Below are 23,440 nucleotides of genomic sequence, written 5' to 3'. Positions count from 1 at the left end.
CATGGACTCCGTGCAGATCGATGCCTATCTCCGCCGGCTGGGATTCGAGCGTCCGGCGAGTGCCGGCGGTTCCGCTGCCGGCCTCGCCGTCGATCCCGGCGATGGACCCGCCGCGGGACCGGTCGGCGAACCCACCGTCGACCTGTTGCGCGATCTGCATCTGCGGCATCTGCGGGCCGTGCCGTTCGAGAACCTCTCGGTTCATCTCGGCGAGGAGATCGTGCTGGAGGAGGCGCGGTTGGTGGAGAAGATCGTGGGGGCTCGGCGGGGCGGGTTCTGCTACGAACTGAACGGGGCGTTCGGGGCGTTGCTCACCGCGCTCGGCTTCGAGGTCACGTTGCTGGCGGCGCGGGTGCACGGGGGCGAGGGGCGGCTCGGGATCCCGTACGACCATCTCGCGCTGAAGGTGCGGACGGTGGACGGCAGCGAGTGGCTGGCCGACGTCGGGTTCGGGGCGCACAGCCACTATCCGCTGGCGTTCGGGGAGCGGGGGGAGCAGGCGGATCCCGGGGGCGTGTTCCGGATCGTCGGGGCGGACGGGGACGCGGACGCGAGCGCGGGCGCGGACACGGACGGGGGCGCGGAGGCGGAGGGGCAGGGGCAGGCGGAGGGGGCGGCGGGGGAGGGGGTGGGGGCGGGGGAAAGGACAGACCTGGACGTCGTCCGAGGCGGCGAGGCCCAGTACCGCATCGAAGTGCGGCCGCGCGTGCTCCGGGACTTTGTCGCCGGGGCCTGGTGGCACAGCACCTCGCCGGCCTCGCACTTCACGCGGTCGCTCGTGTGCTCGCGGGTCACGGAGGACGGCGGGAGGATCACGCTCAGTGGGCGCACCTTCAAGGTGACGGGCGGGGACGGGGCTCGGGAGGAGCGGGAGTTGGGTACGGACGAGGAGGTGCTGGCGGTCTACCGGGAGCGGTTCGGGATCGAGCTCGACTGTGTGCCAACTGTGCGGAAAACCGACCAGTATGGCTAATTCCCGTGATGTGGTCCTGAGTTGCCTCGAAAGCCGCATCGGTGATCGAATGCATCTTCGGCAACAGTGATGTCGAGGCGTGCAGAGGTGGCGTTGATGTTCGGCCGTGGGCGTGGAAACCGTACGAACCGGGTGCAGCGGTCGAGTCCCCTGGCGGCGGTGCAGACTCCGCCGAGTGCCGGGGTGCTGAGCTGTCGGGTGCTCGATCCGGTCAACGAGCCGGTGCGGCATGCGGAGTTCGCGGTGAGCGACGCGCAGGGGCGCAAGGTGGTGTGCGGGGAGACGGATCCCTTCGGGGCGTTCGTGACCACGGTGCCGGCGGGGGAGTACCGGCTCGCGGTGTCGGCCGAGGGGTACACGCCGTACCGGGCGAGTGCGACCGTCGCGGAGAGCACGCTCGCCTCGTTCGGCGATGTGACCCTCCAGTTGGCGCAGCCCCTGGAGCTGCCGGCGGTCGGTGACTGGGACATCGAGCCGGCGCACTCCTCGATCGCCTTCACCGCGCGGCACATCGGGCTCGCGCGGGTCCACGGGCGGTTCAACACCTTCGCCGGGGCGATACGGATCGCCGAGCCGGTGGGGCAGTCGGCGATGCATGTGGTGATCGACGCGTCGTCCATCGACACCAATGTGCGGATGCGCGACGACCATCTGCGGTCGGCGGACTTCCTGGACGTGGCCCGTTTCCCGACGCTGGAGTTCTACAGCGAGCGGTGTGTGCACAAGGGCGGCAACCGGTGGGCCGTCACCGGGGCGCTGACGCTGCACGGGGTCACGCGCACGGTCACGCTCGACACGGAGTATCTCGGCCTCGGCAACGGGATGGAGGGCGAGGTGCGTGGGGCTTTCCGGGCCACGACCGAGCTGCACCGCGACGACTTCACGGTGAGTTGGCAGACGATGCTGGCGCGGGGGATCGCGGTGGTGGGGCCGAGCATCCGGATCGAGCTGGACGTGCAGATCGTGCGCAAGGGCTGACGGGCGCGGGCGCACATGCGGTGGCGGGCAGAATGGGCCCGTGAGCGATGTGAGACATGTGCTGGTGCTGCCCGATCGTGATGCCGCCGAGGAGGCGGTGCGGGCGCTGGGGGAGCGGTTCGCGGTCACCGAGGAGCCGCGGTTGGTGCGGGACGCGCTGGCCGGTGAGGACGATGCCGAGGACGCGCAGTGGCTGGTGGTGCTGCGGGACGAGGCAGGACGGCTGGATCCGGCGGAGTTGGACGCGTTCGCCGGGGAGTGGGACGGCTGGCGCGAGGAGCCGTAGGCCTGCCGGCGGTGGCGGGTGGCAGCGGCCGTGACGGTGGCGGTGGCGGTGACTGTGGCCGTGGCAGTGGCCGTGACGGTGGTGGAGGTCGCTGACGCGGTCCGCCGAGGGTGGTCGGCCGGCGTTGTCAGTGCCGCGTGCCATGCTTGTCGCAATGGCCAGGAAGACTGCTGAAGACGACCCTCTCGCCCCGGTGACGCTTGCCGTGGGCCAGGAGGACCTCCTGCTCGACCGTGCCGTGCAGGAGGTGGTGGCCGCCGCCAAGGCCGCCGACGCCGACACGGACGTACGTGACCTCACCTCGGACCAGGTGCAGCCCGGCACGCTCGCCGAGTTGACCAGTCCGTCGCTCTTCGCGGAGCGCAAGGTCGTGGTCGTACGCAACGCGCAGGATCTGTCCGCCGACACGATCAAGGATGTGAAGGGGTATCTCGGGGCGCCCGCCGAGGAGATCACCCTGGTGCTGCTGCACGCGGGCGGAGTGAAGGGCAAGGGGCTGCTCGATGCCGCGCGCAAGGCGGGGGCGCGGGAGGTGGCCTGTCCGAAGATGACCAAGCCGGCGGATCGGCTGGCCTTCGTGCGGAGCGAGTTCCGGGCCACGGGGCGGTCGGCCACGCCCGAGGCCTGCCAGGCGCTCGTTGATTCGATTGGGAGCGATCTGCGGGAGCTGGCGGCCGCGGTCTCTCAGTTGGTCTCCGACATCGAGGGGACGATCGACGAGGCGGTCGTCGGGCGGTACTACACGGGGCGTGCCGAGGCGTCGAGTTTCACCGTCGCCGATCGGGCGGTGGAGGGGCGGGCGGCCGAGGCGTTGGAGGCGTTGCGGTGGTCGTTGTCGACCGGGGTCGCGCCGGTGTTGATCACCAGTGCGTTGGCCCAGGGCGTGCGGGCGATCGGGAAGCTGTCGTCCGCTCGGGGTGGGCGGCCGGCCGATCTGGCGCGGGAGTTGGGGATGCCGCCGTGGAAGATCGACCGGGTCCGGCAGCAGATGCGGGGGTGGACGCCGGACGGGGTGTCCGTCGCGTTGCGGGCGGTGGCCGATGCGGATGCGGGGGTCAAGGGGGGCGGGGACGATCCTGAGTACGCGTTGGAGAAGGCGGTCGTGATCATCGCGCGGGCGGCTCGGTCGCGCGGCCGGTAGTTTTCGCCCCCGCCGCCCCTACCCGTCCCATCCCAGGGGCGCTGCCCCTTCGACCCCGCCGGGGCTGCGCCCCGGACCCCGATCGGCCCTGAAGGGGCCTCGTCCTCAAACGCCGGACGGGCTGAAAAACCAAAGACCAAGGCCAAAGACCAAGGCCAAAGACCAAGGCCCGAGACCAGGCGCGCGGCGCAGTCGTCGGCCCGCCTCGGCGCATGCCGAAGGCCCCGGCCTGTCGCCCGGGGAAGGGCGAAAGCCGGGGCCTTCGGGATCAAGCTGGTGGATTCCGCGCCCGCGTGGCGAACGCAGTCGTGCGCGGTATCCGTAGGTGCCGGTCGGGGGCGGGAGAGAGGGCCCGCCCGGGTCCTTCCGGTGTTCACATCAATGTGTCAGCCCTTGAGGGCAACGACCTTCGAAGCAAGCGCCGACTTCTTGTTGGCGGCCTGGTTCTTGTGGATGACGCCCTTGGAGACGGCCTTGTCGAGCGCACGCGCGGCAGCGCGCTGCAGCTCGGTGGCCTTCTCGACGTCACCCGCGGCAGCAGCCTCACGGGCCTTGCGGACCGCGGTCTTGAGGGAGGACTTCACGGCCTTGTTGCGCAGCCGGGCCTTCTCGTTGGTCTTGATCCGCTTGATCTGGGACTTGATGTTCGCCACGAATGAGCCTTTTCAGGTTCAGGCACGGGACCGCGAGGGCCTCGTGCCAGGTGATTTCTTTGGGTGTGTCCCGTGCTGAGAGGGCATGAGACACAGCTGCCAACGTTACCAGGGGCCCACCGGATGGCCCAAACCGGTCGCAGGTCCCCGCCCGTGGGACCATGGAGCCTACGTATCGATCCGACCCGAGGCACAAGGCGCCTCAAGAGACAGGACCCTGCGTGCCCGCGACCCCTGACATTGTGCCCGCGCCGAGCCGTACCGCCCCGGCTCTGATCCGCAATTTCTGCATCATCGCGCACATCGACCACGGCAAGTCCACCTTGGCCGACCGGATGCTCCAGCTGACCGGTGTGGTCGAGCAGCGACAGATGCGCGCTCAGTACCTCGACCGTATGGACATCGAGCGCGAGCGCGGCATCACGATCAAGTCCCAGGCGGTGCGTCTGCCCTGGGCCCCCACCGAGGGGCCCGACAAGGGCACCACGCACATCCTCAACATGATCGACACCCCGGGGCACGTCGACTTCACCTACGAGGTCTCGCGGTCGCTGGCCGCGTGCGAGGGGACCGTTCTCCTCGTCGACGCCGCCCAGGGCATCGAGGCCCAGACTCTCGCCAACCTCTACCTGGCGATGGAGAACGACCTCACGATCATCCCCGTACTCAACAAGATCGACCTGCCGGCCGCCCAGCCGGAGAAGTTCGCCGAGGAGCTGGCGAACCTGGTCGGCTGCGATCCCGACGACGTGCTCAAGGTCTCCGCCAAGACCGGGCTCGGGGTCGACGCGCTGCTCAACCGGGCGGTGCGGGACATCCCGGCGCCGGTCGGTGTCGCCGACGCGCCCGCCCGGGCGATGATCTTCGACTCGGTGTACGACTCCTACCGGGGCGTCGTCACGTATGTACGTGTCATCGACGGGCAGCTCAACAAGCGTGAGCGGATCCGGATGATGTCCACCGGCGCCACCCACGAGCTGCTGGAGATCGGCACCAACTCGCCGGAGATGCTCGGCGCCGACGGGCTCGGGGTCGGCGAGGTCGGCTATCTGATCACCGGTGTGAAGGACGTCCGCCAGTCCAAGGTCGGTGACACGATCACCACCCTGCACAACGGCGCGACCGAGGCGCTGGGCGGGTACAAGGACCCCAAGCCGATGGTCTTCTCGGGCCTGTATCCGCTGGACGGGTCCGACTACCCGGAGCTGCGCGAGGCCCTCGACAAGCTCCAGCTCAACGATGCCGCGCTCGTCTACGAGCCGGAGACCTCCGCCGCCCTCGGCTTCGGCTTCCGCGTCGGCTTCCTCGGGCTGCTGCACCTGGACGTGGTCCGGGAGCGGCTGGAGCGCGAGTTCGGGCTCGACCTGATCGCGACCGCGCCCAACGTGGTCTACCGCGTCGACATGGAGGACGGCAGCGAGCACGTCGTCACCAACCCGAGCGAGTTCCCCGAGGGGAAGATCGACAAGGTCTTCGAGCCCGTCGTCCGCGCGACGATCCTGGCGCCGTCGGAGTTCATCGGCTCGATCATGGAGCTGTGCCAGACCCGGCGCGGCACCCTGCTCGGGATGGACTACCTGTCGGAGGACCGGGTCGAGATCCGGTACACGCTCCCGCTCGCGGAGATCGTCTTCGACTTCTTCGACCAGCTGAAGTCCAAGACCAGGGGGTACGCCTCGCTCGACTACGAGCCCACCGGCGAGGTGGACTCCAGTCTGGTCAAGGTGGACATCCTGCTGCACGGCGACAAGGTCGACGCGTTCTCGGCGATCACGCACAAGGACGCGGCGTACGCGTACGGCGTGCGGCTGGTCGCCAAGCTGCGCGAGCTGATCCCGCGGCAGGCCTTCGAGGTGCCCATCCAGGCCGCCATCGGCTCCCGGGTGATCGCCCGCGAGACCATCCGCGCCATCCGCAAGGACGTCCTCGCCAAGTGCTACGGCGGCGACATCTCCCGTAAGCGCAAGCTGCTGGAGAAGCAGAAGGAGGGCAAGAAGCGGATGAAGATGGTGGGTTCCGTGGAAGTTCCGCAGGAGGCCTTCATCGCCGTGCTGTCCAGCGACGAGAACGCGGGATCGGGCAAGGGCAAGAAATAGTCCCGTGCCGTACCGATTTCCCGGGCCCGTCGCGCTGCCGCGCGGCGGGCCCGGTGTCGTCGGTCGGTGGACCGGGCGTCGCTCCTGGTGGGAAGTGGCTGTCCGCCGCCCCTTACGCGGTGGCCGGTCGCGCTTTACTCTGATCCCCTGCTCGATAGTTACTCGCGAGTTAAACAACAGCCGCACTTGAGCCAGCCGCCGCACTGTCGCGGGCCCGGAGGATGTCGTGAGCGACACACAGACCCTGATCGAGAACCGTCCGCCGAGCGTGGCGACCCTCTTCCTGGAGCGCGTTTCGGCCACACCGGACGCCGAGGCGTACCGCTACCCCGTACCGCCGGCCGCCGGCGAGGGCCCGGACGACTGGAAGTCGCTGACCTGGGCCCAGGCCGCCGAGCGCGTCTACGCCATCGCGGCCGGCCTGATCGAGCTGGGCGTCCAGCCGGAGCAGCGCGTCGCGCTCGCCTCCTCGACCCGCGTCGAGTGGATCCTCGCCGACCTGGGCATCCTGTGCGCGGGCGCCGCCACGACCACCGTCTATCCGCAGACCAACGAGGACGAGTCGGCGTTCATCCTCGCCGACTCCGACAGCCGGGTGCTGATCGCGGAGGACGCGGCGCAGCTGGCCAAGGCGGTCGCCAGGCGCGCCGAGCTGCCCGACCTGACGCACGTGATCGTGATCGACCCGACCGGCGTCGAGTCCGGTGACTGGGTGCTCACCCTCGCCGAGCTGGAGCAGCGCGGCGCCGAGCACCTGGAGAAGAACCCCGACCTGATCAAGGAGCGGGTCGGCGCGATCACCAAGGACCAGCTGGCCACCCTGATCTACACCTCCGGCACCACGGGCCGCCCCAAGGGCGTCCGGCTTCCGCACGACAACTGGTCGTACATGGCGAAGGCCATCGCCGCGACCGGGCTGATCAGCGGTGAGGACGTGCAGTACCTGTGGCTGCCGCTCGCGCACGTCTTCGGCAAGGTGCTCACGTCCGGGCAGATCGAGGTCGGGCACGTCACCGCCGTCGACGGCCGCGTCGACAAGATCATCGAGAATCTGCCGGTCGTGAAGCCGACGTACATGGCGGCCGTCCCGCGGATCTTCGAGAAGGTCTACAACGGGGTCGCCGCGAAGGCCCGGGCGGGCGGCGGCGCCAAGTACAAGATCTTCCAGTGGGCCTCCGAGGTCGCCCGCGAGTACGCCAAGGCCGCCCAGGACAACTTCCGGCGCACCGGCACGGCCTCGGTCCCCTTCGGGCTCGGCGCCAAGCACAAGGTCGCCGACGCGCTCGTCTTCGCCAAGATCCGCGAGGCCTTCGGCGGCAACCTGCGCGCCTGCGTCTCCGGCTCGGCCGCGCTCGCGCCCGACATCGGCTACTTCTTCGCCGGCGCCGGCATCCACATCCTGGAGGGCTACGGCCTGACCGAGTCCTCGGCGGCCTCCTTCGTGAACCCCGGCGAGGCGTACCGCACCGGCACGGTCGGCAAGCCGCTGCCCGGCACGGAGGTCCGCATCGCGGAGGACGGGGAGATCCTGCTGCGCGGGCCCGGCATCATGGAGGGCTACCACGGGCTGCCCGAGAAGACCGCCGAGGTGCTGGAGTCGGACGGCTGGTTCCACACCGGCGACATCGGTGAGCTCTCGCCCGACGGCTACCTGCGCATCACGGACCGCAAGAAGGACCTCATCAAGACGTCGGGCGGCAAGTACATCGCGCCCGCCGAGGTGGAGGGGCAGTTCAAGGCGGTGTGCCCGTACGTCTCCAACATCCTCGTGCACGGCGCCGACCGGAACTTCTGCACCGCGCTGATCGCCCTCGACGAGCCGTCCATTCTGGAGTGGGCCAAGGAGAACGGCCTGGAGGGCAAGTCCTACGCCGAGGTGGTGGCCGCGCCCGCGACCGTCGCCATGGTCGAGGGTTACGTCAAGGAACTCAACGAGGGTCTCCAGCGCTGGCAGACCATCAAGAAGTTCCGCCTCCTGCCGCGCGACCTCGACATCGAGCACGGGGAGATCACGCCCAGCCTGAAGCTGAAGCGGCCTGTTGTGGAGCGGGAGTACAAGGCCCTCATCGACGAGATGTACGCGGGCTCTCGCGAGGCGTAGCGGAGAAAGGGGCGGGGGCTGTTCGGCGGCTGACGGTTCGTCGTGGCTGGTCGCGCAGTTCCCCGCGCCCCTGGGTCAGTTGGGGCGGCCTCTGCCCAGAAGGTGCCGCAGCTCCCTTACGTGGGCGCGTAGCGTCGGCACGTCGAGCGGTTCGCCGACCTCCAACTGGCGCTCCAACTCCGCCAGTTGGGCGTTCGCCCTGGTGTAGTCGGCCTGTTCCTGGGCCAACAGCCGCTCCAGCTGCACGTTCTTGCGGTGCAGGTCCAGGAACACGTTGACCTTGGCCCTGAGGACCCATGGGTCGAAGGGCTTGGTCAAGTAGTCGGCGGCTCCCGTGGCGTAGCCGCGGAAGGCGTAGCCGGAGTCGTCCTCCGCGCCGGTCAGGAAGATGATCGGGACGTCCTTGGTCTGGTCGAGCCGCTTGATGTTCGCGGCGGTCTCGAAGCCGTCCATGCCGGGCATCCGGACGTCGAGCAGCACGAGGGCGAACTGCTGGCGCAGCAGCGCCTTCATCGCCTCCTCGCCCGAACGCGCCCGGACGATCGGCTCGTTGAGGGACCCCAGGACGGCCTCCAGCGCGATCAGGTTGTCCTCCATGTCGTCGACGAGGAGGATGCTGGCGCGCTCTTCGGTCGTTGCCTCAGCGCTCATGGTGACTGTGCCTCATTCGGTGTCCGGCGGGACCGTGGCTTCCCCTGTCGTGCCCGGTCCCGGTGCGACGGTCTCCGGGACGGCATCGGCCACTGCCTCGTCCGTGCCCTCCGGATCGAGGAGCGCGCAGACGACGGTGAGCAGTTGGTCGACGTCCACCGGCTTCGGTACGTAGTCGTTGGCGCCCCGCGCGATGGACTTCTCGCGGTCTCCCGGCATCGCCTTCGCGGTCAGCGCGACGATGGGCAGGCCGGTCCAGCGGGGGGCGCGGCGGATGGCGGCGATGGTCTCGTAGCCGTCCATCTCCGGCATCATGATGTCCATCAGGACGAGTTCGACGTCCGGGTTGCGCTCCAGCGTCTCGATGCCCTCGCGGCCGTTCTCCGCGTAGAGGACCGGCATGCCGACGCGGCCCAGGACATGGGTGAGGGCGAAGACGTTGCGGATGTCGTCGTCGACGATCAACACCCGCCTGCCGGGCAGCACTTGGCCGGCCCGGCCCGCCTTCCACGCCTCCAGTTTGGTGGGCGCCGGCCACGAGTCGTCGGGGTCGTGCGTGGCCTGGAACGGCTCGGCCGAGAGCTGTTGCGGCACCGGCACCGCCGGGTCCTCCGGGGTCGCCACGGTCGCCGGATGGCCGGGGGTGACGACGGGGACGTACAGCGTGAAGGTGGAGCCCTGGCCGGGGCGGCTCTCGGCGATGATGCGGCCGCCCAGCAGGCCCGCGATCTCGCGGCTGATGGACAGGCCCAGGCCGGTGCCGCCGTACTTGCGGTTGGTGGTGCCGTCGGCCTGCTGGAACGCCTCGAAGATCACCGGGAGTTTCTCGGCGGCGATGCCGATGCCGGTGTCGGTGACCGCGAAGGAGATGACGTCACCGCTGTCGCGCACGTAGCGGTGCTCGGGGTCCTTGATCCGGGTCACCCGCAGCTCGACCCGGCCGGTCGCGGTGAACTTGATCGCGTTGGAGAGCAGGTTGCGCAGGATCTGCTGGAGGCGCTGTTCGTCCGAGTGCATCTCGCGCGGTACGTCCTCGCCGACGGCCACCTCGAAGGCGAGCCCCCGGTCGAGGGTGAGCGGGCGGAAGGTGGCGTGGACGTAGTCGAGCAGCTTGATCAGCGGCAGCTTCTTCGGGCGTACGTCCATCCGGCCGGCCTCGATCTTCGACAGGTCGAGGATGTCGTTGATCAGTTGGAGGAGGTCCGAGCCGGAGCGGTGGATGGTGGTGGCGAACTGGACCTCCTGGTCGGTGAGATGGCCGTCGGGGTTGTCGGAGAGCAGGCGGGCCAGGATGAGCAGGGAGTTCAGCGGGGTGCGCAGCTCGTGCGACATGTTCGCCAGGAACTCCGACTTGTACTGGGAGCTGGTGGCCAACAGGGCCGCCTTCTCCTCCAGTTCGGCGTTCGAGCGCTGCAACTCCGCCTGCTGTTTCTGGAGTTCGTCCGAGCGTTCCTGGAGCTGCATGGCCAGGCGCTGGGACTCGCCGAGCAGGGACTCGGTGCGCGAGTTGGCGATGATGGTGTTGATCGCGACGCCGATGGTGTTCACGAACTGGTCGAAGAAGGCCAGGTGGACGTCGGAGAAGCGGGAGAAGGAGGCCAGCTCGATCACGCCGAGCAGCTTGTCCTCGAAGAGGATCGGGATGATCACGACGCTGGCCGGTGCGGCCTCGCCCAGCCCGCTGTTGATCTTGATGTAGTCCGGCGGGGCCTCCTCCACCAGGATCCGCTTCTTCTCGCGGGCCGCCTGGCGGACCAGTCCGTGCACCGGCATGCCGCCGGTGTCGACGGTCGCGCCCTGCGCCGACCCGTAACCGGCGATGAACGCCAGCCCCTTCGTGGGAACGGCGGTGTGCAGGGCCGCGCCGTCCTCGTCCGGGTCGGCCAGGAAGAACGCACCGTACTGGGCGTTCACCAGCGGCGTCAGCTCGCGCAGGATCAGGTCGGCGACCTCCATCAGGTCGCGGTGGCCCTGCATCAGCGCGGCGAGGCGGGCCAGGTTGGACTCCAGCCAGTCCTTCGCGCGGGTCGTCTCGCGGAGGTTGGCCACCATCAGGTTGATGTTGTCCTTCAGCTCGGCGACCTCGCCCTGCGTCTCCACCGTGATCGAGCGGGACATGTCGCCCTGCGCCACCGCGGAGGCGACCTCGGCGATCGCGCGGACCTGGGTGGTCAGGTTCGACGCGAGTTCGTTCACGTTCGTCGTCAGGCGCTTCCAGGTGCCGTACACGCCCTCCACCCGTGCCTGGCCGCCGAGTTGGCCCTCGGAGCCGACCTCGCGGGCCACCCGGGTGACCTCGGAGGAGAAGGAGGACAGCGTGTCGACCATCGTGTTGATGGCGGTCTTCAGCTCCAGGATCTCGCCGCGGGCGTCCACGTCGATCTTCTTCGACAGGTCGCCGTTGGCCACGGCCGTGGTGACCTGGGCGATGTTCCGTACCTGTGAAGTCAGGTTGTCGGCCATGTAGTTGACGTTGTCCGTGAGGTCCCGCCACACGCCGGAGACGCCCAACACCTGGGCCCGGCCGCCCAGTCGGCCGTCGGTGCCGACCTCGCGGGCCACGCGCGTCACCTCGTCGGCGAAGGCCCGCAGCTGCTCCACCATCGTGTTGACGGTGTCCTTCAGCTCCAGGATCTCGCCACGCGCGTCGACCGTGATCTTCTTCGAGAGGTCGCCGTTGGCCACGGCGGTGGTGACCTGGGCGATGTTCCGGACCTGCGAAGTCAGGTTCAGGGCCATGAAGTTGACGTTGTCGGTGAGGTCCTTCCAGACGCCGGAGACCCCGCGCACCTGTGCCTGTCCGCCGAGGTTGCCTTCGGTGCCGACCTCGCGGGCGACGCGGGTGACCTCGTCGGCGAAGGCGGAGAGCTGGTCCACCATCGTGTTGATCGTGGACTTCAGCTCCAGGATCTCGCCCTTCGCCTCGACCGTGATCTTCTTGCCGAGGTCGCCCTGGGCCACGGCGGTGGAGACGAGGGCGATGTTGCGGACCTGCGACGTCAGGTTGTCCGCCATGAAGTTGACGTTGTCGGTGAGGTCCTTCCAGACGCCGGAGACCCCCCGCACCTGGGCCCGCCCGCCGAGGTTGCCTTCGGTGCCGACCTCGCGGGCGACCCTCGTCACCTCGTCGGCGAACGCGGAGAGCTGGTCCACCATCGTGTTGATGGTCGACTTCAGCTCCAGGATCTCGCCCTTCGCGTCCACGGTGATCTTCTGCGACAGGTCGCCGTTGGCGACGGCGGTCGTCACCTGGGCGATGTTGCGGACCTGCGAGGTCAGGTTCGAGGCCATGAAGTTGACGTTGTCGGTGAGGTCCTTCCAGACCCCGGAGACACCCCGCACCTGGGCCCGGCCGCCCAACTGCCCCTCGGTGCCCACCTCGCGGGCCACGCGCGTCACCTCGTCGGCGAACGCGGACAGCTGGTCCACCATCGTGTTCACGGTCAGCTTCAGTTCGAGCAGCTCACCGGTGGCCTCGACGGTCACCGTCCGGGTCAGGTCGCCGCGCGCCACCGCCGTCGTCACCAGGGCGATGTCCCGCACCTGCGCGGTCAGCCGGGACGCCATCGTGTTGACCGCTTCGGTCACATCGCGCCAACTGCCGGACAGACCCGTCACCTTGGCCCGGCCGCCGAGCCGCCCCTCCGTGCCCACCTCGCGCGCGACCCGCGTCACCTCGCCGGTGAACAGCGACAGCTGGTCCACCATCTTGTTCACGGCCCGGCCAAGGCGCCGCAGATCACCGCGCAACTGCCTGCTGCCGTCGTGCAGATCGACCCGCTGGGTCAGATCGCCGCCGGCCACCGCGTCCAGCACGCGCGTGGCGTTGGCCGCCGGCGCCACCAGGGCGTCGAGGAGCTGGTTCACGTCGTTGACCCGGGAGGTCCAGGCGCCCTGCCCCGGACTGGCGCTGACCCGCTCGTCGAGCCGTCCGTGCCGCACCAGCTCCCGCTTGACCCGCTGCACCTCGGAGTTGAAGTGGGTGCTGCGGTCGATGATCTGGTTGAAGGCGGCGGTCAGTTCGGCCACCAGCCCCTGGCCGGTCTCCGGCACCTTGGTGAAGTCACCGTCCCGGGCCGCGATCATCGCGGCGAGCAGCGGGCGCAGCTCCGATGCTCGAAGTTGCTCCGGTTTGTGACCGTCTTCGAGCACACGTGTACCACTGTTCTCACTCATGGCGGCCCACTTCGGTAACTCGGCGCTTATGGGCGTGGCCAGTCTGTCACTCTGTCGGCGTCTACTGAGGTGTATTCGTGCGAACCGTTCCGGGAGCTGTCGATGGGGGCCATTCCGACGCAACGGGAGACCGCCTTCCGCGCCTCCGATGCGCCCGCGCACGGGAGCGCGGAGGGGCGCGGGAGCGTGGAGCAGCGCGGAGGCGTGGAGCAGCGCCCGGGCGGTGTGCGCCCGCGCGCGCAGAAATCCGCCGCGCTCCCCGGCAGTCCTCTCGCGCCCGGCACCGCCCGCGCGATCGTGCGCGCTGCGCTCACCGAATGGGCCGAGGTCGCCCTGCCCGGCACCGAGCACCTCACCGACCGGCTCGCCGACGACGCCGTGGTCGTGGTCAGCGAGCTGGTCACCAACGCCGTCGTGCACGCCGGCACCGACGTCGAGGTGGCCTGCCGGATGGAGGAGGCGAACGGTGACGTCGTCGTCGAGGTCTGCGACCACCACCCCTCCCGCGCGCCCCGCGACACGGACGCCTCCCACGCACCCCGCGACACGGACCAGCGGGAGCCGCACGAGGCCCCGGAGCACGGCCGCGGACTGCGCCTGGTCGCCACCCTCGCCGAGTCCTGGGGCGTCACCTACCGCAGGGGCGCCAAGACGGTCTGGGCGCGGCTGTCCGCCGAGGGCACCACGGCCGCGGACGGCATCGAGGAGTACACCGGCCGGCACGCCGTGACCCACGGCCTCGACGCCGCCGAGATCCTCGCCCCCGAACCCCTGCGCGCCGAGTACGACCGCGAGTGGCTGGACCGCGGCGCCCTGTCCTTCCTCGCCGAGGCCTCCGACCTGCTGGCCGGACAGCTCGACGAGAACCTCGTCGCCGCCCTCGCCGGCCAGCTGATCGTGCCGCGGCTCGCCGACTGGTGCGCGGTCTGGCTGGAGGACGAGGCCACCGGACGCGGCGGCTGGGCGGACGGCAGCGGCGGCACCGGACTGCGGCTCGCCCGCGTCTGGCACGGCAGCGAGAACCGCATCGAGGAACTGCGCCGGGCCCTGGAGAAGGACCCGCCGCACCCCGCCGACGCCTCCCGGCCGGGACCCGCCGGCTACCCCTGGCCCGAGGGTGCGCTGGGCCCGCACGGCACGGCACTCGCGTACCGGCTGATCGCGGGCGGCCGGCCGCTCGGCACGCTCGTCATCGGGCGGTCCGGACTCCTGCGCTTCCCCGACGAGGTCACCGGGCTGATCGAGGACCTCAGCCGCCGGGTCGCGCTCGCCGTCGGCGCGGCCCGCCAGTACGCCCGCCAGGCCACCATCAGCCGGGTCCTGCAACGCGGCCTGCTGCCCGTCGCCGTCGCCGAGATCCCCGGCGTGCACAGCGCCCTCGTCTACGAGCCCTGCGACAAGGGCGGCCCCAGCGGCGACTTCTACGACCTCTTCCCGGCCGGCGACGGCCGCTGGTGCTTCGCCGTCGGGGACGTCCAGGGCAAGGGCCCCGAGGCCGCCGTCGTCATCGGCCTGGCCCGCCCCTGGCTGCGGCTGCTGGCCCGCGAGGGCTACCGCGTCGCCGACGTCCTGGACCGCCTCAACCGCCTCCTCCTCGACGACGCCACGGAGGCCGCGGACGCTGCCGCGCGGGCCCTCGTACGCCCGCCGGCCCCCGGCGACGGCCCGCAGACCCGCTTCCTGTCCCTCCTCTACGGCGAACTGGCACCCTTCGACGGCGGAGTGCGCTGCACCCTCGCCTCCGCCGGACACCCCCTCCCGCTGCTCCTCGGCCCCGACGGCACCGTGGTCACGGCCGCGCGCCCGCAGACGCTCCTCGGCGTCATCGAGGACGAGACGTACACCAGCGAGACCTTCGAACTGCGCCCCGGCGACACCCTGCTCTGCGTCACCGACGGCGTGACCGAACGGCGGTCGGGACCCCGCCAGTTCGACGACGCCGACGGCCTCGCGACGGCGTTCGCCGGCTGCGCGGGACTGAGCGCCGAGCTGATCGCGGAGCGCATCCGCCGCCTGGTCCACGAGTTCGGCGGCAAGCCACCGGAGGACGACCTCGCGCTGCTGGTCCTCCAGGCGGAACAGGCCTGAGCAGCGTAGAGGAAGTCCTACCGGAAACGGCCGGGCGAGGACCGGGCCGCCGTGCTGGACAATGGAACGCATGCCTTCCGCACTCCCCGACGGTGAACCGGTCCCCGACGACGGCGCCCTCCCGCAGGCCGCGCTGGCCGGCGCCGCCGACCGCCCCCTCGGGTTCTATCTGCACGTCCCGTACTGCGCGACCCGCTGCGGCTACTGCGACTTCAACACCTACACCGCGACCGAGCTGCGCGGCACCGGCGGCGTCCTCGCCTCCCGCGACAACTACGCCGACACCCTGATCGACGAGATCCGCCTGGCCCGCAAGGTGCTGGGCGACGACCCGCGCCCGGTGCGCACGGTGTTCGTCGGGGGCGGCACCCCGACCCTGCTGGCCGCCGACGATCTCGTACGGATGCTGGGCGCGGTCCGCGACGAGTTCGGCCTCGCGCCCGACGCGGAGATCACCACGGAGGCGAACCCGGAGTCCGTCGACCCGCGATATCTGGCCACCCTCCGCGCGGGCGGCTTCAACCGGATCTCCTTCGGCATGCAGAGCGCGAAGCAGCACGTACTCAAGATCCTGGACCGCACCCACACCCCCGGCCGCCCCGAGGCCTGCGTCGCGGAGGCCCGCGCGGCGGGCTTCGAGCACGTCAACCTCGACCTGATCTACGGCACCCCCGGCGAGTCCGACGACGACTGGCGGGCGTCCCTGGAGGCGGCCCTGGGCGCCGGCCCCGACCACGTCAGCGCGTACGCCCTGATCGTCGAGGAAGGCACCCAGCTGGCCCGCCGGATCCGCCGCGGCGAGGTCCCGATGACCGACGACGACGTCCACGCGGACCGCTATCTGATCGCGGAGGACATGCTCTCCGCCGCCGGTTTCGACTGGTACGAGGTCTCCAACTGGGCCACCTCCGACGCCGGCCGCTGCCTCCACAACGAGCTGTACTGGCGCGGCGCCGACTGGTGGGGCGCGGGCCCCGGCGCCCACTCCCACGTGGGCGGGGTGCGCTGGTGGAACGTGAAACACCCGGGCGCGTACGCGGCGGCCCTGGCGGCGGGACGATCGCCGGGCGCGGGCCGCGAGCTCCTCTCGGACGAGGACCGGCGGGTGGAGCGCATCCTGCTGGAACTGCGCCTGCGCGAGGGCGTACCGCTGTCGCTGCTGCACGAGGAGGGCCTGAAGGCCGCACACCGGGCGCTCGCGGACGGGCTGCTCCAGGAGGGCCCGTACGCGGAGGAGCGGGCGGTGCTGACGCTGCGGGGGCGGTTGTTGGCTGACGCGGTGGTGCGGGACCTGGTGGACTGAACCGTCGGGGTGCTCGGCGGTCAGTCGCCGGGTGCCGTGACGAAGTCGATCAGTTCCTCCACCCGTCCCAGCAGCTCCGGCTCCAGGTCCTTGTACGACCGCACCCGGCCCAGGATCGCCTGCCAGGCCGCACCGGTGTTTTCCGGCCAGCCGAGGGCTCGGCACACGCCCGTCTTCCAGTCCTGGCCGTGCGGGATCCGGGGCCAGGCCTCGATGCCGAGGGAGGACGGTTTCACGGCCTCCCAGATGTCGATGTACGGGTGGCCGACGACCAGGGCGTGCTCGCTCGTCACCGCCTGGGCGATACGCCACTCTTTGGTGCCGGGCACCAGGTGGTCCACCAGGATGCCGAGCCGGGCGTCGGGTCCCGGGCCGAACTCGTCCACGATGGCGGGCAGATCGTCCACGCCCTCCAGGTACTCCACGACCACGCCCTCCACGCGCAGGTCGTCGCCCCACACCCGCTCGACCAGTTCCGCGTCGTGCCGCCCCTCGACGTAGATGCGCCCGGCACGCGCCACACGCGCGCGTGCGCTCGGCACGGCGACCGAACCGGATGCCGTGCGGGAAGGACGGGCGGGGCCCGAGGCGGGGCGTACGAGGGTCACCACGCGGCCCTCCAGGAGGAACCCGCGCGGCTCCAGCGGGAAGACCCGGTGCTTGCCGAAGCGGTCCTCCAGGGTCACCGTGCCCGCCTCGCAGCGGATCACCGCGCCGCAGAAACCGGTGCCGGGCTCCTCCACGACCAGTCCGGCCTCCGCCGCGACCTCGGGGACGGGCTTCGGCTTCTTCCACGGCGGGGTCAGATCGGCGGAGTACTGGCGCATTCGGATGACGATAGGAGAAGCGGCCCGGTCACCGTCACGACACGCCGAAACGGGCCGCCAACGCGTCTCGCTGCCCCCGCACGAACCCCGCGTCCACCACCGCCCCGTGCCCCGGCACGTACAGCGCGTCCTCGCCGCCGAGGTCGAGCAGGCGGTCGAGGGCGGCGGGCCAGTGGGACGGTACGGCGTCGGGGCCCGCCTGGGGTTCGCCGGACTCCTCGACCAGGTCGCCGCAGAACAGCACCGCGGGGGAGTCGGGCAGGGCAGGGACGAGGACCGCGAGGTCGTGGGCCGTGTGGCCGGGGCCGACGTTCGCCAGCAGGACCTGGCGGCCGTCGCCCAGGTCGAGCGTCCACTCGCCGGAGACCTGGTGGCGCGGCGCGACGAGGGTGTCCGCGGCCTCGGTCGCCGCCCGCTCGTCCAGCCCGTTGCGCACCGCGTCCGCCCGCAGCTCCTCGCGCGCGTGGACGGACATCACGTCCAGGCCCACCGCGCCGAAGACCTCCGCGCCCGCGAACGCCGCCGCCCCGAAGACATGGTCGAAATGCGGGTGCGTGAGCGCGAGATGAGTCACACGGTGGCCGGCGAGCGCCTGCGCGCGCGTCCGCAGCAGCGCGCCCTCCGCCAGGCTCGACCCCGAGTCGATCACGAGCGCCGTGCCGTCCCCGACGACCAGCCCCGCCGTGCAGTCCCAGCCGGGCAGCCGGCACCGGCCGACACCCGCCGCCAGCCGCTCCCACCCCAGCTCTTCCCAAGTCACCGTCATACGGCGACGCTAGCTCTACGGGGTCGCTCCGCAGGCCGTCCTTGCCCGGGGAGTACCCCTCCGCCGTACACTGGCCGGGGAATGCTGGCACTCGGCTGGACAGAGTGCCAGGCGAAGCGCCCAGGGGACGAGTTCGGGAGGTGTGCGCGATGTTGAGTGAACGACGGCTCCAGGTGCTGCGCGCCATCGTCCAGGACTATGTCGGCACCGAGGAGCCGGTCGGGTCGAAGGCCCTCACCGAGCGGCACAACCTCGGCGTCTCCCCGGCGACGGTGCGCAACGACATGGCGGCCCTGGAGGACGAGGGCTTCATCGCCCAGCCGCACACCAGCGCCGGGCGCATCCCCACCGACAAGGGCTACCGGCTGTTCGTCGACAAGCTCGCCGGCGTCAAGCCGATGAGCGGCCCCGAGCGGCGCGCCATCCAGAACTTCCTGGACGGCGCCGTGGACCTCGACGACGTCGTGGCCCGCACGGTACGGCTGCTCGCGCAGCTCACCCGGCAGGTCGCCGTCGTGCAGTACCCCTCGCTGACCCGCTCGACCGTGCGCCACGTGGAGCTGCTCGCACTGGCTCCGGCCCGGCTGATGCTGGTGCTGATCACGGACACCGGCCGGGTCGAGCAGCGCATGGTGGACTGCCCGGCGCCCTTCGGGGAGACCTCGCTCGCGGATCTGCGGGCGCGGCTCAACAGCACGGTCGCGGGCCGCCGGTTCTCGGACGTCCCCCGGCTCGTGGAGGACCTCCCCGACGCCTTCGACGTCGAGGACCGCGGCACGGTCTCGACGGTGCTCTCCACCCTCCTGGAGACACTCGTCGAGGAGAACGAGGAGCGGCTGGTGATCGGCGGAACGGCCAATCTCACCCGTTTCGGACATGACTTCCCCCTCACCATCCGCCCCGTTCTGGAGGCCTTGGAGGAACATGTCGTACTCCTCAAGTTGCTTGGCGAGGCAGGGGATTCGGGCATGACCGTACGCATCGGTCACGAGAACGCCTACGAGGGACTCAACTCCACTTCCGTGGTGTCGGTGGGCTACGGTTCGGGCGGCGAGGCAGTCGCCAAGCTCGGCGTGGTCGGACCGACCCGCATGGATTACCCGGGAACGATGGGAGCGGTACGCGCAGTGGCACGGTACGTCGGACAGATCCTGGCGGAGTCGTAAGTGGCCACGGACTACTACGCCGTTCTCGGCGTGCGCCGCGACGCGTCGCAGGATGAGATCAAGAAGGCGTTCCGTCGGCTCGCGCGCGAGCTGCACCCGGACGTCAACCCGGATCCGAAGACCCAGGAGCGGTTCAAGGAGATCAACGCCGCCTACGAGGTGTTGTCGGACCCGCAGAAGAAGCAGGTCTACGACCTCGGCGGCGACCCGCTCTCGCAGGCCGGCGGCGGTGCCGGCGGCTTCGGCGCGGGCGGCTTCGGGAACTTCTCGGACATCATGGACGCTTTCTTCGGCACGGCCTCGCAGCGCGGCCCGCGCTCGCGGACCCGCCGGGGCCAGGACGCCATGATCCGGCTGGACATCGAGCTGGACGAGGCGGCCTTCGGCACCACGAAGGACATCCAGGTCGACACGGCGATCGTCTGCACCACCTGCAACGGTGAGGGCGCGGCGCCGGGGACCTCGGCCCAGACCTGTGACATGTGCCGCGGTCGCGGCGAGGTGTCCCAGGTCACCCGGTCCTTCCTCGGTCAGGTCATGACCTCCCGCCCCTGCCCCCAGTGCCAGGGCTTCGGCACGGTCGTACCGACCCCGTGCCCGGAGTGCGCGGGCGACGGCCGGATCCGCTCGCGGCGCACGCTGACGGTCAAGATCCCGGCCGGCGTCGACAACGGCACCCGGATCCAGCTCGCGGGCGAGGGCGAGGTCGGCCCCGGCGGCGGCCCCGCCGGCGACCTGTACGTGGAGATCCACGAGCTGCCGCACGCGATGTTCCAGCGGCGCGGTGACGACCTGCACTGCACGGTGACCCTCCCGATGACCGCGGCCTCCCTCGGCACGAAGGTGCCGCTGGAGACGCTGGACGGTCTGGAGGAGGTCGACATCAGGCCCGGCACCCAGTCCGGCCAGTCGATCCCGCTGCACGGCCGCGGCGTCACGCATCTGCGCGGCGGCGGCCGGGGCGACCTCATCGTGCACGTCGAGGTCATGACCCCGAGCAAGCTGGACCCGGAGCAGGAACGCCTGCTGCGCGAACTGGCCCAACTGCGCGGCGAGGAGCGGCCCACGGGGCAGTTCCAGCCGGGGCAGCAGGGGTTGTTCTCGCGGTTGAAGGACGCGTTCAACGGTCGGTGACGGGTTGCCGGGGGTTGTCGCCCCCGGACTCCGTACCGGCGGGAAATGGCCACCGACATCCCGCCGGTGCCGTGAGATGCCGTAGGCCTATGCCCTGCCGAAGGCCGATTCGGACTTGTTCGGAGGACGTGACAACATGCCGTCATGTCCTCCGCACTGACCGATCTCTTCCCTCACCCGATCGTGCAGGCGCCCATGGCGGGCGGCGTCTCCGTGCCGCGGCTCGCCGCCGCCGTGTCCGAGGCCGGCGGGCTGGGGTTCCTCGCCGCCGGGTACAAGACGGCCGACGGCATGTACCAGGAGATCAAGCAGATCCGAGGGCTCACGAACCGTCCCTTCGGCGTGAACCTGTTCATGCCGCAGCCGGACAACGCCGACCCCGGCGCCGTCGAGATCTACGCCCACCAGCTGGCCGGCGAGGCCGCCTGGTACGAGACCGAGCTCGGCGATCCGGACAGCGGCCGGGACGACGCCTACGACTCCAAGCTCGCGGTGCTGCTCGACAACCCGGTGGCGGTGGTCTCCTTCCACTTCGGCATCCCGAGCCGGGATGTGCTGGACTCGCTGCGCCGGGCCGGCACCTTCACCGTGGTCACCGTGACCACCGCCGAGGAGGCCCTCGCGGTGGAGCGGGCCGGCGCCGACGCGGTGATCGCGCAGGGCGTGGAGGCCGGCGGCCACCAGGGCACCCACCGGGACATCCCGGAGAACGACGGCTCCGGCATCGGCGTGCTCTCCCTGGTCGCCCAGGTCCGCGAGACCGTCACCCTGCCGATCCTCGCCGCCGGCGGCATCATGCGCGGCGGCCAGATCGCCTCCGTCCTCGCGGCGGGCGCGAGCGCGGCCCAGCTCGGCACGGCGTTCCTCGCCACCGCCGAGTCCGGCGCCGCCGCCGTCCACAAGCAGGCGCTGACCAACCCCCTGTTCGCCCGTACGCAACTGACCCGCGCCTTCTCCGGCCGCCCCGCCCGCGGCCTGGTCAACCGCTTCATGCGCGAGCACGGCCCCTACGCCCCCGCCGCCTACCCGCAGGTCCACCACCTCACCTCGCCGCTGCGCAAGGCCGCCGCCAAGGCCGGGGACGCGCAGGGCATGGCGCTGTGGGCGGGACAGGGCCACCGCATGGCCCGCGAACTCCCCGCCGGACAGCTGGTGGAGGTCCTGGCCGCCGAACTCGACTCGGCGAAGACAGCGTTGTCGGGCAAGGGCGGCTTCCGGTGACCGCGCCGGTGTTCGTGGTCGACTCCCTGGAGGGCGTGGGCCCCGGGTCGGTCGTCGAGGTGACCGGTCCCGAGGGACGGCACGCGGTTTCGGTACGACGGCTGCAGCCCGGCGAGGACGTGGTGCTGACCGACGGTCTGGGCCGGGGCGCGGCCGGTGCGGTCCTGCGCACCGAGGGCAAGGACCGGCTCCTCGTCGAGCCCTCCGACTTCCCGGTGGAACCCGAACCCACCCCCCGTATCACCGTCGTCCAGGCCCTGCCCAAGGGCGACCGCGGCGAGCTGGCCGTCGAGACGATGACCGAGACCGGCGTCGACGCGATCGTCCCCTGGGCCGCCGCCCGCTGCATCACCCAGTGGAAGGGCGAGCGCGGCCTCAAGGCCCTCGCCAAGTGGCGGGCCACCGCCCGCGAGGCCGGCAAGCAGTCCCGCCGGCTGCGCTTCCCGGAGGTCGCGGACGCGGCGACGACCGCCCAGGTTGTCGCACTTCTCGCCAAAGCCGACTTCGCCGCCGTCCTGCACGAGGACCGCGCCTACCCCAGCGACCCGCTGGCCACCGCCGAACTCCCCGCCACGGGCGAGATCGTGCTGGTCGTCGGCCCCGAAGGCGGTGTCTCTCCCGAGGAGTTGACGCGCTTCGAGGAGGCCGGCGCGAAGGCCTACCGCCTCGGGCGTAGCGTGCTGCGTACCTCGACCGCGGGCACCGCGGCGACGGCCCTGCTCCTCGGCCGCACCGGCCGCTGGTCCTGAACGTCCTCCCGGGGGAACCCATGGAACTCGCCCAAGTCCGCCTCCTCGTCACCGACTTCGCCGCCTGCTACCGCTTCTACGCCGAAGTCCTCGGCCTGAAGCCGCAGTCGGGCGCGACCGAGGGCCCGTACGAGAAGTTCAGCCCGGCCACCGGTTCGGCGGGCATCGCCCTCCAGGACCGCGCCATGATGGCCGAAGTCCTGGGCGAACTCGGCGACTCGGCCACCGGCCACCGCTCCCTCGTCGTCCTGCGTGTCGACAACCTCGACACCTACTGCGCCCAGATCACCGAGCGCGGCGCCACCCTCCTGCACGGCCCCGCCCCCTTCACCGACCGGATGCGCGTCGCCCATCTCAAGGACCCCGAGGGCAATCTGGTGGAACTTCAGGAGTGGTTGCTGCTGCGCGGCTGACGGCCACCGGGCGGATGTTCGGACCCGGAAGGTTGTCGTTGTGCCTCCCAAGGTGACCACATGCGGTCTACCGTGGTGCCGTGCCAAGTGGCAGGCTGCCCTCCATGGGGGCATTGAGGCGGATTTGGCTTCGGCCGCGCGGACCGCGGGTGCTGGCCGTGGCCGGGCTCGTGGTGCTCGGTGTCGGCGGGGCCGTCGGGTGCGATCCCAACGGGCTGAGCACGGCGGCGGTGGCGTACACGACCGACCAGACCGCGACCAAGGAGCTGGAGCGGAAGAACGTCGACGTCCAGTGGCTCAGCTGCACCGCCAACTACGGCAACGACAAGGCCTACACGCCCGGGAAGTCGACACCCGAGGCGAGCGAGACGACCGTCGCCAACGTGGACTGCCAGGGCGAGACCAAGGACGGCCGGAAGATCACCGTCACCGGGACGGTCACCCGCGCGGTCAACGGCTCCTGCGTACGCGGTCAGTTGGTCGCCAAGGTGGGCGGCAAGGAGTGGTTCCGGGTGAACGGCCTCGGCAACTGCAACGCCACCCCGTCCCCGGTCAACCCGCCCGCCACCTACCAGCAACCCGGCGAACCCACGGTCACGGTGACGGTCACCCGGACGATCTACTGCCAGGGCGACCCCAGTTGCTGGCCCGTCGAGGGCAAGTGACCCGGTCGGACAGTCCGTGGCCAAGTGATCCAAACCCCTGTGCCCGGTGAGCG

Annotated in this window: 19 protein-coding genes; 14 read left to right on the top strand and 5 right to left on the bottom strand. The window is 70.8% G+C overall.

Features of this window, described 5'->3' with window-relative positions; genetic code table 11:
* Position 1: 1 nt before the first annotated feature.
* The 4 genes from ACWD5F_RS13565 (at position 2) to holA (ending at position 3,378) form a co-directional block, all read left to right on the top strand.
* On the top strand, positions 2–973 hold the full coding sequence (locus ACWD5F_RS13565) for an arylamine N-acetyltransferase family protein (RefSeq protein WP_451253962.1): 972 nt from the start codon (positions 2–4) through the stop codon (positions 971–973).
* A 96-nt stretch (positions 974–1,069) separates the two neighbouring features.
* A complete protein-coding gene (locus ACWD5F_RS13560) occupies positions 1,070–1,951 on the top strand; it encodes a YceI family protein (protein ID WP_451253960.1) in 882 nt (293 codons plus the stop codon).
* Between the two features lie 40 nt (positions 1,952–1,991).
* Positions 1,992–2,237 (top strand): hypothetical protein, encoded by a 246-nt coding sequence (locus tag ACWD5F_RS13555; RefSeq protein WP_123999908.1) that lies wholly within the window; start codon positions 1,992–1,994, stop codon positions 2,235–2,237.
* A 154-nt stretch (positions 2,238–2,391) separates the two neighbouring features.
* A complete protein-coding gene (holA, locus tag ACWD5F_RS13550; RefSeq protein ID WP_451253958.1) occupies positions 2,392–3,378 on the top strand; it encodes a DNA polymerase III subunit delta in 987 nt (328 codons plus the stop codon).
* Between the two features lie 386 nt (positions 3,379–3,764).
* Here holA and rpsT read toward each other — a convergent pair whose 3' ends face one another.
* Complete coding sequence (gene rpsT, locus ACWD5F_RS13545; RefSeq protein ID WP_123999906.1) at positions 3,765–4,031, bottom strand: 30S ribosomal protein S20; 267 nt, start codon at positions 4,029–4,031, stop codon at positions 3,765–3,767.
* 221 nt (positions 4,032–4,252) lie between these two features.
* Here rpsT and lepA point away from each other — a divergent pair, with 221 nt between their 5' ends.
* Positions 4,253–6,127: a translation elongation factor 4 gene (lepA, locus tag ACWD5F_RS13540; protein ID WP_451253956.1), complete on the top strand. Its 1,875-nt coding sequence runs from the start codon at positions 4,253–4,255 to the stop codon at positions 6,125–6,127.
* Positions 6,128–6,353: 226 nt separating this feature from the next.
* Positions 6,354–8,228, top strand: coding sequence for an AMP-dependent synthetase/ligase (locus ACWD5F_RS13535; RefSeq protein WP_451253954.1), 1,875 nt, complete (start codon positions 6,354–6,356; stop codon positions 8,226–8,228).
* A 75-nt stretch (positions 8,229–8,303) separates the two neighbouring features.
* On the opposite strand, the gene ACWD5F_RS13530 is transcribed toward ACWD5F_RS13535, so the two are convergent.
* Positions 8,304–8,879 (bottom strand): response regulator, encoded by a 576-nt coding sequence (locus ACWD5F_RS13530; protein ID WP_451253952.1) that lies wholly within the window; start codon positions 8,877–8,879, stop codon positions 8,304–8,306.
* 12 nt (positions 8,880–8,891) lie between these two features.
* Positions 8,892–13,055, bottom strand: coding sequence for a HAMP domain-containing protein (locus ACWD5F_RS13525; RefSeq protein ID WP_451253950.1), 4,164 nt, complete (start codon positions 13,053–13,055; stop codon positions 8,892–8,894).
* 102 nt (positions 13,056–13,157) lie between these two features.
* Here ACWD5F_RS13525 and ACWD5F_RS13520 point away from each other — a divergent pair, with 102 nt between their 5' ends.
* Together ACWD5F_RS13520 and hemW are read left to right on the top strand one after the other, a co-directional pair.
* Positions 13,158–15,143 (top strand): SpoIIE family protein phosphatase, encoded by a 1,986-nt coding sequence (locus tag ACWD5F_RS13520; RefSeq protein WP_451253948.1) that lies wholly within the window; start codon positions 13,158–13,160, stop codon positions 15,141–15,143.
* A gap of 70 nt (positions 15,144–15,213) precedes the next feature.
* Positions 15,214–16,446, top strand: a complete 1,233-nt coding sequence (hemW, locus tag ACWD5F_RS13515) for a radical SAM family heme chaperone HemW (protein ID WP_451253946.1) — start codon at positions 15,214–15,216, stop codon at positions 16,444–16,446.
* Between the two features lie 20 nt (positions 16,447–16,466).
* Here the strand turns inward: hemW and ACWD5F_RS13510 are convergent, their stop codons facing one another.
* The gene (locus ACWD5F_RS13510; protein ID WP_451253944.1) at positions 16,467–17,273 is read right to left on the bottom strand and encodes a DUF3097 domain-containing protein; all 807 of its coding nucleotides are present in this window, start codon (positions 17,271–17,273) and stop codon (positions 16,467–16,469) included.
* Positions 17,274–17,307: 34 nt separating this feature from the next.
* Complete coding sequence (locus ACWD5F_RS13505; protein ID WP_451253942.1) at positions 17,308–18,039, bottom strand: MBL fold metallo-hydrolase; 732 nt, start codon at positions 18,037–18,039, stop codon at positions 17,308–17,310.
* A 149-nt stretch (positions 18,040–18,188) separates the two neighbouring features.
* Here ACWD5F_RS13505 and hrcA point away from each other — a divergent pair, with 149 nt between their 5' ends.
* The 6 genes from hrcA to ACWD5F_RS13475 all read left to right on the top strand — a co-directional run bounded on the left by hrcA (position 18,189) and on the right by ACWD5F_RS13475 (position 23,387).
* On the top strand, positions 18,189–19,205 hold the full coding sequence (gene hrcA / locus ACWD5F_RS13500; RefSeq protein WP_401720902.1) for a heat-inducible transcriptional repressor HrcA: 1,017 nt from the start codon (positions 18,189–18,191) through the stop codon (positions 19,203–19,205).
* On the top strand, positions 19,206–20,339 hold the full coding sequence (gene dnaJ, locus ACWD5F_RS13495; RefSeq protein ID WP_401720899.1) for a molecular chaperone DnaJ: 1,134 nt from the start codon (positions 19,206–19,208) through the stop codon (positions 20,337–20,339).
* A gap of 144 nt (positions 20,340–20,483) precedes the next feature.
* Positions 20,484–21,560 carry a nitronate monooxygenase gene (locus ACWD5F_RS13490; protein ID WP_451253939.1) on the top strand — a complete coding sequence of 359 codons (1,077 nt, stop codon included), beginning with the start codon at positions 20,484–20,486 and terminating at the stop codon, positions 21,558–21,560.
* A complete protein-coding gene (locus ACWD5F_RS13485; protein ID WP_451253937.1) occupies positions 21,557–22,309 on the top strand; it encodes a 16S rRNA (uracil(1498)-N(3))-methyltransferase in 753 nt (250 codons plus the stop codon). The genes ACWD5F_RS13490 and ACWD5F_RS13485 overlap by 4 nt, the downstream gene beginning before the upstream one ends.
* Positions 22,310–22,329: 20 nt before the next feature.
* A complete protein-coding gene (locus ACWD5F_RS13480; protein WP_401720891.1) occupies positions 22,330–22,722 on the top strand; it encodes a VOC family protein in 393 nt (130 codons plus the stop codon).
* Positions 22,723–22,826: 104 nt separating this feature from the next.
* On the top strand, positions 22,827–23,387 hold the full coding sequence (locus ACWD5F_RS13475; protein WP_451253935.1) for a hypothetical protein: 561 nt from the start codon (positions 22,827–22,829) through the stop codon (positions 23,385–23,387).
* The last annotated feature ends 53 nt before the right edge of the window (positions 23,388–23,440 follow it).

The organism is Streptomyces sp. NPDC002499, from assembly GCF_053595415.1.
The sequence above is the reverse complement of the archived record's forward strand: the minus strand, read 5'-3'. Positions and strand labels throughout refer to the sequence as shown.

Excerpts from the sequence above, each read along its gene's own strand:
- ACWD5F_RS13565 (WP_451253962.1), top strand. The coding sequence starts at position 2 with ATGGACTCCGTGCAGATCGATGCCTATCTCCGCCGGCTGGGATTCGAG.
- ACWD5F_RS13560 (WP_451253960.1), top strand. The coding sequence starts at position 1,070 with ATGTTCGGCCGTGGGCGTGGAAACCGTACGAACCGGGTGCAGCGGTCG.
- holA (WP_451253958.1), top strand. The coding sequence starts at position 2,392 with ATGGCCAGGAAGACTGCTGAAGACGACCCTCTCGCCCCGGTGACGCTT.
- ACWD5F_RS13530 (WP_451253952.1), bottom strand. The coding sequence starts at position 8,879 with ATGAGCGCTGAGGCAACGACCGAAGAGCGCGCCAGCATCCTCCTCGTC.
- ACWD5F_RS13525 (WP_451253950.1), bottom strand. The coding sequence starts at position 13,055 with ATGAGTGAGAACAGTGGTACACGTGTGCTCGAAGACGGTCACAAACCG.
- ACWD5F_RS13520 (WP_451253948.1), top strand. The coding sequence starts at position 13,158 with ATGGGGGCCATTCCGACGCAACGGGAGACCGCCTTCCGCGCCTCCGAT.
- hemW (WP_451253946.1), top strand. The coding sequence starts at position 15,214 with ATGCCTTCCGCACTCCCCGACGGTGAACCGGTCCCCGACGACGGCGCC.
- ACWD5F_RS13510 (WP_451253944.1), bottom strand. The coding sequence starts at position 17,273 with ATGCGCCAGTACTCCGCCGATCTGACCCCGCCGTGGAAGAAGCCGAAG.
- ACWD5F_RS13505 (WP_451253942.1), bottom strand. The coding sequence starts at position 18,039 with ATGACGGTGACTTGGGAAGAGCTGGGGTGGGAGCGGCTGGCGGCGGGT.
- hrcA (WP_401720902.1), top strand. The coding sequence starts at position 18,189 with ATGTTGAGTGAACGACGGCTCCAGGTGCTGCGCGCCATCGTCCAGGAC.
- ACWD5F_RS13490 (WP_451253939.1), top strand. The coding sequence starts at position 20,484 with ATGTCCTCCGCACTGACCGATCTCTTCCCTCACCCGATCGTGCAGGCG.
- ACWD5F_RS13480 (WP_401720891.1), top strand. The coding sequence starts at position 22,330 with ATGGAACTCGCCCAAGTCCGCCTCCTCGTCACCGACTTCGCCGCCTGC.
- ACWD5F_RS13475 (WP_451253935.1), top strand. The coding sequence starts at position 22,827 with ATGGGGGCATTGAGGCGGATTTGGCTTCGGCCGCGCGGACCGCGGGTG.